This is a genomic window from Synergistaceae bacterium, from assembly GCA_012728235.1.
Taxonomy (GTDB): Bacteria; Synergistota; Synergistia; order Synergistales; family Synergistaceae; genus JAAYFL01.
Genome location: JAAYFL010000127.1, coordinates 1 through 8,901, shown reverse-complemented (window position 1 = coordinate 8,901; position 8,901 = coordinate 1). Strand labels below are relative to the sequence as shown.

The following is an 8,901-nucleotide window of genomic DNA, read 5'->3' as shown; positions in this document are numbered from 1 at the left end:
ATTTTTCATTAAGCTATTATTTCTCCGTTTTCTCAATATACATATTTCATTACCAACGCCATCTGAAGATCCTTTGACGTGTTTGTTTATTATAACAAAAACACCGCTCAGATACCTAATATTTTATTAAATAAATGGTATTGTTGCAGTGTAATTGATTCAATCGGTAAATAAGTTTCTATTAACCTTTATATATTTATTATTCTATATTATAAAAATCTTTATATATTTATTATTCTATATTATAAAAATCTTTGTATTTTATTTACGAACCACTATGCGCCAGAATTTATTGCCCTCTTTCTCATAATTGAGAACTTCAATTTCATTTTCTTGACAATATTGTGGCAAGTTTACAGTCGCTTCCGGGCAAGTGAACAGAACTTCTATTTCCTGCCCTTTTTCAGCTTCCTCCATAGACTTTTTTAATTCGATGAGAGGCATTGGACAATCCATTCCCTTAGTATCAATTTTTATCTTATCCATTATTAACTCCTTTAGTTAAAGTGCACACCCTATGATCTTTTTATTCCCACAAGAAATATCTTTGTCCCCGTCCATATTCCAAGTACAATAAATAAGAAAGCATACCATGATTTTAATGAAAGCTGTGCAGTTCCGACGTATCCGTTGGATAAAAGACAGCCAAGCCCCCACATGGAACCCGCTCCCATAAAAGCACTTCCAACAATTGACTTTACTATCACCCTCTTTGCCGGCATAACAATTGAAAACTCCTCACTTATCAGTGTCGAAATGAAAACCCCTATTACTATTCCGAGCACCAGCAGACTTCCCCATCCAAATGTCTGGTCATAGTAATTACATCCGCCTGTAATGTATATCGGATTTGTTATGGTATACACCCAAGAAAGTAAAGGAACAGCAACGGATAAACCATGGTGCCTTCCGATTTGTTCGCTTACAAGAAAGGTAATCCCCAGTACGAGCCCAATACAAATTGCGGCAATCTCGGGAGAAATTGTTTTCTCGCATATTATGTGTCTTATACCCGTATATCTACTCGGTATAGAGAATTTCGCTTTATGTTTTTTGCGATATCTAAACATAAGAAAATAGGAAATCACAGCTATCATGCCCCACATAACGACTGCGAACCATGAACGACGTAGCGATATGTTGTCGGTAGCTGTCGTAAGCTTTCTAAGACCGTCTGTAACAGCTATTCCTCTTCCGGCCGAGAAGAAATACCCTACAGCAAGAAACACTGCAATGGACAGCCATCCTATAATCCTTCCATCTCCACATTTTACTAAGGAAGATGTTATGCATCCATTCATCATTACCGCTCCAATGCCAAATATAAAACTTCCAAGTGCAACGGAAACAAGAGAGAAAGGCGGTAGATATGACGGTATCGTAATAAGTCCCAGATGTCCAAATAATTGATATAAAAAGCCCTCGGTACTTATGATAGCTATAATAAGAACTATATTATAGCTATCTTTCTCAAGATAAATATCTCTTATTCTTCCTGTGAAGCAAAATCTGCTTTTTTTAAGTATAATTCCAAATACTATTCCAACTACAAGTCCCGATATGTTACCCACGCGTGCCTCATCCCTCTTTTCAAAGTTTTTGCAGTAAATATCCAATTACCTCGACCACATATTCACGCAGCCGAGGTAGTATGGTTAGTAGACCTTATTCATTTAAAAATTATCAATATTCAATCCTGACTTCTTAAATAATTAGTTCTTTTTGCGACGTGCGACCATTGCAGCTCCAAACCCTGATGTTGCAAGAAGCATAAGAGTCATATAAATAGCTATCGCTGAATCATCGCCTGTCTTAGCTGACCCTGATTCTGATCCTGAACCGTCTCCGTTTCCGTTTCCGTTTCCGTTTCCGGACCCATCATCTATGTCTCCAGATGTCTTGTCAACAACTGCAAATGTTGTTGTTACAGAACCGTTGTCATTAAACGAAACACTGATTGAATGGTTACCTTTTGTCAGAGTATTAAGGTAGATATCTTTAAGTTTAACAATGAGACTTCCCGGCTCAACGCCATACATATCTTCGCTCAATACTACACCGTCAATCATAACAGTTTCAGCTCTTTCGAAGGTCTCCGCATCCTTATAAGACCTCTCAATGCGGAATCTCAGTTCACCTTCGTCTTCGAGAACCCATACTTTCTTATCTCCTTCTTGTGCATCACCCTCTAAGAAACCATAAGTAATCTTTGGAATTACCTTCGTCTCAACGTGATTAGGATTCTTACTACATGTACGTGTCTCAGATCCATCTGCCTCTGTCGTAGGCTCAACAATTACCCAATCCGACCAGTCGTGACTTGTGGACCATTTTGCGGTAAGAGTTGTGTCCTTGCTGTACACAGTATCTATTGTTGCCTGAGTCTCATCAGCTGTAAACCATCCGCCGAATGTATTACAGCTATCTGCGCCTTCAGGATCGCTTAACTCTTCTAAAACACCCTTGATTGTCGTCTTAGCCGAAGTTTTATCCAGCGTTCCATAGCTTGTTTCGAAGGTTACAGTTCTGATAGGTAATACGATATTAAGTTGTCTTGTTGGATTGTCTGAAGCAAGCAGTTCAACATTGCTTGTCAATACATCAACTGTATTTGCGCTCTTGTCAAAAGCAAGTTTGTTCAGTGTCTTTACTGTTGAAGGAAGATCTACAGATGTCAGGTTGCTTCGACCAAATGCTCCGCTACCAATTGATTTAAGCCCTTCGTTAAGCTTGAGAGTTGATAAAGAATCCTTCAAGTTTTCGTTACTTACTCTGAATGCATAATTTCCTATTGATTTAACATTTGCCGGAATCTCAAGCTCTGTGAGCTGATGATTTCCAAATGCACTGGATCCAATTGTTTCAAGCGTAGATGGAAGCTTGAGTTCTGTTATAGGTGCACCTGTGAATGCATTGTTTCCGATTGTCTTAACTCCTTCAGGAATGTCGAGTTTCTTAATAGCGGTTGCATTGAACGCTGCGTTAGGAATCTCTGTAAGATTCTTGGAAAGCGTAACGTCGGTAAGAGATGTGCAGTTAGTAAACGCACCGTTCCCCAGAGATATTACACTATCAGGAATTACAACGGATACCAGCTCCTTGCATTCAGGCACTGCTGCACCATTAAATGATGCCTGAGCGATAGAGGTAATAGGTTTTCCATCTTGATCCTTGGCCGGTATTACCATATTAGGATTAACTGTTGCCTTTACCTTTCCCTTATCGCTGAGACCTTTAATTTCTCCGTTTTCTATAACGAAATCTTCGGCTATCCAGTCAAGCTCAAAGTTTATAAGCTTTATCGTATGGTATTTTGCATTATTCCATTTGAGGTGGGTAGGATTCTCTGTTGTCAAGAGAACAACTCCACTTCCCGCTTCACCTGCATTGTTCTGGAACGGCTCTGTACCAAGCTCCTTCAAGCTCGTAGGTAGAGCGACCTCTTCAAGTAATCCTTCCTTAAATGCACCGGCACCAATCTTCTCAATACCTTCCTCAAGAACGAGAGTCTGAAGAGTGGTTGCTTTGAATGTTCCTTCAAATGCATTATCCTCTATCTCTTTAACCGTACCGGGTATTGTCAAGCTCTGAAGATGATGAAGATGGAATGCTTTTTGCCCGATTTTAGTGACAGATGCCGGTATATTTAACTCTGTCAATCTTGCTCCTGCAAAAGCCGTCTGCTGAATTTCCGTAACTGTATCGGGTATAGTTATGTTATCCAGACGGATGTTCATTGAAAAAGCTCCTTGTGGAATTACGGTAACATTCTTTGACATCGTAAGACTGGTAATCGCATTCATAGAGAATACACCGTCACCCATAGCAACCACTGTATCAGGTATCACCAGATTAGAAATTTGGTTAGCATGGAATGCGCTCACCCTTATGTCCTTGAGCTGTGTAGCACTTTCAAGCGGAACAGACTTAAGATTATTATATTCAAATGCCTTATTTCCAATTACCTGGAGGCTCTCAGGAAATGCAACTGTTTCGATACCATAAACCGCTGTCGACTCGTATTTACCGATTACACGTTCACTTTCAGGGCTTTGGAATGCCATATCTCCAATTGCTGTAATGGTAACGCCGCTTGGAGAAACATTCGGGAGAACCAGATCGTGGTTGAGCTTTCTCTTCTCGTTTCCCGATGCCGACCAGCCTGTTATTGTTGTTTCGTCTCCACTATAAGTAAAGTCGTTTTGATCCCAGCCTGTACCCGCCATATTGTCGAATTTAACAACATGACCTTTTCCATCTATAACGACCTTGGTGTAGGTTCCTGATGCCTGTGACTGCTCAAGATTAGAAGTTCTGAGTACAGCTCTTCCGTCTCCTTCACCTGATATATTGCCCTCAAACGCAGCCTTGTCCAGCGTCTTAACAGTCTCAGGAAGAATTACTGTTTTAAGTAGACTGTTCTGGAACGCTTTTGACGATATTTTTTCCAGTCCTTTGCTAAGAACAAGGTTTGTCAGGGTAGCATTGCGCCCTTCCTGTGCTACAGCGAATGCACTGCTTCCTATTTCTTTGACAGATGAAGGAATAATAAGTGATGTAAGCTGATGCTGTGCAAATGCATATGTGTCGATCTTTGTCAGTTTATCGTTAAGGACCAGTGATGTAAGCGGGGATCCGGCGAATGCTCTTCCTCCAACAGAAGTTACATTCGCAGGAATTACCAGTTCCTTTATATCGTGAGACTGGAATGCGCTCGCAGGAATCGATGTGAGGCCCTCAGATAAACTAAGAGATGTCATCTTAACCTTTGCCTTATCTGTAGAAGTAAATGCAGCCACTCCAAGAGTTATAACGCTGTCAGGCAGTCTAACCGAAGTAAGTGGTGCATACCTAAATGCCATTTGACCTATTTCTTCCAGACCCTCAGGGAAATTAACAGCTGTAATGCCCTTCTGATCGCCTGTTTTTGTATCTATCTGCGCCTGGAAAGCCAAAGAGCCAATTTTCTTAAGTGTTGACGGGAAAATTACTGATGTTGGTACATATGTTTCCGGCTCTCCGGTGTCCGAATTAGTATATGAATAGTCGAACAGACCGTGACTATCAGTAACCGGAACCGAACCTATTTCAGTAATTAATACTCCGTCAGGGCTCTTGGCAGGAATTACCAGGTTGCTATTATGTGTTATTTTCTTCTGTCCTATTTCGGAAAGTCCTGTGACTATGCCTTGTTCATATGTAAAGTCATTTGCATCCCAAGGGCCAAACTCTGCAGGAGCTGCTTCTCCGGCAAATAGCTTCTGAACATTACTCTTAGACACGCCTGTTCCAGAGAGATTGGCAATTGCCGAGCTTGGATTGCTGTCGGCTATGTACATATATACAACTCCGCCTTTTTGCTCTGTTGTTGTCGATCCGGCAGGAACAGGTTCCATTCCGGGGTTGACAACAAAAGCATTTTTATCAACGACAATTGTCTTAGACGGAAGCTGAACACTCGTTAACTTGTTAAACGCAAATGACATCGCTCCGAAAGAGATTGGAAAATCCGTATTCTCAGGCATGTTTATTGAAGCGATTGCATTTGTCGTGCTTGTTGTATTGCTCGCAAATGCCTGATCCCTTACAACCATAAGAGATGAAGGAAGTTTGACACTTGTCAGCTTATTGTCTTGGAATGCATTAGTTCCGATGAAAAGCACTCCTTCAGGAATGTCAACAATTGTAAGATCGTTTCCTCTAAATGCAGAACCCATGATAAAGAAATCGCCACGTTTGTTTACACTCGTATCCCATGCAGTGGTATTATCAACCTTTTCTGTCACAGGAAGAGCCAAGGATGTGAGTCCTGCCTTGTAGAAAGCCTTGTCTCCTATCCCTTGAATTTTCTTGCCGTCAGGATCAGTCGCCGGAATAACCATATCCTTATTTATAGCAAGCTTATTAGTGCCCTGCTCTGTCAGGCCGGTTATTACATAAATGTCACCCGTCAATCCGGCTTCCTGATCATTCCCAGCGGTCACAAAGTCACTCTTTTTAAGCTCCTGTGTGCCATATGTGAAGTCTTCTGCTACCCAATTATCCGTTCCTGTGTAGATCAACTCGTGCGTATCGGACAGTGGGAAGTTTGTCTTATCTGAATACTGCTCGAAATTGCTTACATAAACCTTTGTAACAGTTACAGGAGTTTCATCAGAGTATTCCTTAAGGAATACATTCGATTTAAGAGCTGTTACTGTTTGAGGCAATTTAACCATTTCGATTATCTTATTACGGAATGCATATGTTCCGATAGTTTTAAGACCTTCGGGCAAGGTTAATGTACATGGCTCACGCAAGTAATTCTTTGTCGAGAATGCATAGCTGCCAATAGATGTAACCTTGGAAGGTATATTAATCTCTTTAAAATTATTCCCTGCAAAAGCGCGTTTCCCAATCTTTGTAACATTTTCAGGGATTTCAATTTCTGTAAGTTTAGGCATATAGTTCTTGTCATCGCTGCAACCGAATGCCGAATCCGGAATCTCCGTGAGCGAACCGGAGAGGTTAATTCTCTCAAGCTTAGGGTTTGTCGCGAACGCTCCGGCCCCAAGCTTATCTACTGTGTCAGGCATTATTACAGAAGTCAGATTATTAGTCTGAAATGCAGTCGTTCCAATCTCTTTGAGTTCAGCAGGAAACACAACGTCATTAAGTCCGTTATCTCTGAATGCGTTGTTGCCAATTCTCTCAAGATCGCTTGGAAGTCTTACACTATCAAACTTCTCTGTTTCGCTGGCAAACAACCCGTAAGAACTCGTCGTATCTGCCAATGCAGTTACAAGCGTACCATTAGGCGTGGAATCAGGTATAACGAGATCCTTATTGACAGCCCTCTTTGTAATACCTTGCTGTGTTAGACCGGTTATTGTTTGTCCTTCGTAAGTAAAGTCGCTCTCGTTCCACCTGTCAGTATCCGGGTTTGATGTTTCCGGTGTTCCATCAATAACGATAAGCTTCTGATGCCATGATTTTTGGCTTGCTGTCGGTTGATCTATGTGATGGATACGGTCCTTGTACTCAAGAGCAGGGTTATCCGTATACATATATACGACTCCACCTAAAGCTACTTCTTTATCTCCTGCAGCAGGATCGCAAGCCTCCATTCCCGGATTAAGTGCGAATACGTGTTTGTTGATTACTTCTACGTAGTCCGGAATTGTAACGGACTTGATTTTATTGCTGGCAAAAGCCATACCATGCAGCTCAAGCTGGAAGTCCGTTGTTACAGGAAAGCTTACATCAGTAATCTGGTTCTTGGCAAAAGAAAGCGTTTCAAGCCACCATATCGTTCTTGGAAGCGTTACTTTTGTCAACTTATTGCTTTGGAAAGCGCCTGACATGACAGCCAGAACTCCACTAGGCAAATATACCGACGTCAGTTCGTTACCTGCAAAAGCACTCTCCGCTATAATGTAATTTCCCCGTTTTGTAACACGATTAGTGACAGTATCGTCGTACGAAACCATCATTCCTGTAGGAAATTTAACTGAAGTAAGTCCTTTGGACTTAAAAGCCGAATCCCCCACACCGACAAGAACATTACCCTTATCATCTTTGGCAGGAAGAACCAAGTCTTTATTATTAGCAAGTTTTTCTTCTCCTTGAGCAGTAAAACCTGTTACTACCTTCCCGGAAACAATGATTTGCCTTGTATAATCACACCCATAAATAAGATCTTCGTAATCTCCATAGGTAAAGTCTGTGGCAACCCATTCATCAACGGTGTCTCTTTCGCTTGTTTTTGCAATACCCTCTTCCGAGGTACCTACTTCTGCCCCTTGAGCTTCTTCGCCTTCTGCGACAGTTACCTCATCGCTTGACAGCGTTTCGTCTGTAACAGCGTCCGAAGTCTTTGAATCTACCTCTTTAGCTGCAACACGAGGTGACTCAAGAGCCGTACCCTCACCTGAAAGCTCCGCCGCAAAAGATGCGAACGGCGCAACAGTAAGTGCGAAGGCAAGAAGTAAGGCTATTACATGTCTATGCCTCATTCTATATCCTCTCTTTCATATAATAATTTATTTAGCATTCCTTATTAAGTTTATCTTCCATATCTACAGAGAGCTAATTGTTTATACTTATACTTGGATTTTATAATATAAGTATTTTCAATGGCTTAAGGTCTTTATTTGGTTGACCTTACATTGCCATTTTGGGAAAATGTTAATTAGCAATACCAAAAATAAGCAAAGCAAATATGTCTTAAAACATATCGATAATATATTTGGAGTCTTAATACAGTTAAGCTCCAGCAAGGATGGTTACATATATGGGAACAAATTCAAAAAAGAAAATCGCTTTACTGTCTGCAGCTTTGATATTGATTGTAAGTCTATCTGTGATTGGCTATAAGCAAATAAATAGCAACAGTATCGATAGACCCATATCAAAGGTAGAAACTACAAAGCAGACCGAAAAGAAAATAGATAAGGCAGATAAGAGTAACAATAATGATAAAGATCGTGCTAACTCAGAAGCTGACAAGGATAGCGATTCAGCAAAGTCTGCAAAATCGGACAAGAAAAATTCTTCCACAAAAGATAAAACATGGGTTCCCCCTGTATATAAAAATGTATACCATGAGGAAAAAGGGCATTACGAAACACACACCTATACAGTGTGTTTAGGAAAAAACTGTGGAGCAAGATTTAAGACTAAAGATGCTTGGTATCAGCACTGGCAAAATTATATAGCCAGTAATGGCGGAGTCTGAGATCATGCGCACGATCGCTCCAGGACTGTGAGTGAAGAGGTTTATGTTGTGGACAGAGCTGCTTATACAGAAAAGGTTCTTGTAAAGAAAGGATATTGGAAATAAAACAATTCTTAGATTGGAGCAATATGAGAACAAAAAAATTACATATATTTATTACGCTAATACTAATTGCACTTTCCGGT

The 8,901-nt window shown here is 40.7% G+C and carries 4 protein-coding genes; 1 reads left to right on the top strand and 3 read right to left on the bottom strand.

Going from position 1 to position 8,901, the window contains the following annotated elements:
- Window positions 1-261: 261 nt before the first annotated feature.
- The 3 genes from GXZ13_07185 to GXZ13_07175 form a co-directional block, all read right to left on the bottom strand.
- Window positions 262-486: a sulfurtransferase TusA family protein gene (locus GXZ13_07185; GenBank protein NLX75590.1), complete on the bottom strand. Its 225-nt coding sequence runs from the start codon at window positions 484-486 to the stop codon at window positions 262-264.
- A gap of 29 nt (window positions 487-515) precedes the next feature.
- Window positions 516-1,571, bottom strand: a complete 1,056-nt coding sequence (locus GXZ13_07180; GenBank protein ID NLX75589.1) for a YeeE/YedE family protein — start codon at window positions 1,569-1,571, stop codon at window positions 516-518.
- Between the two features lie 141 nt (window positions 1,572-1,712).
- Complete coding sequence (locus GXZ13_07175; GenBank protein ID NLX75588.1) at window positions 1,713-7,994, bottom strand: leucine-rich repeat domain-containing protein; 6,282 nt, start codon at window positions 7,992-7,994, stop codon at window positions 1,713-1,715.
- A 266-nt stretch (window positions 7,995-8,260) separates the two neighbouring features.
- Between GXZ13_07175 and GXZ13_07170 the strand changes: the two genes are divergently transcribed.
- Window positions 8,261-8,716: a hypothetical protein gene (locus GXZ13_07170; protein ID NLX75587.1), complete on the top strand. Its 456-nt coding sequence runs from the start codon at window positions 8,261-8,263 to the stop codon at window positions 8,714-8,716.
- Window positions 8,717-8,901: the final 185 nt, after the last annotated feature.

Excerpts from the sequence above, each read along its gene's own strand:
- GXZ13_07185 (NLX75590.1), bottom strand. The coding sequence starts at position 486 with ATGGATAAGATAAAAATTGATACTAAGGGAATGGATTGTCCAATGCCT.
- GXZ13_07175 (NLX75588.1), bottom strand. The coding sequence starts at position 7,994 with ATGAGGCATAGACATGTAATAGCCTTACTTCTTGCCTTCGCACTTACT.
- GXZ13_07170 (NLX75587.1), top strand. The coding sequence starts at position 8,261 with ATGGTTACATATATGGGAACAAATTCAAAAAAGAAAATCGCTTTACTG.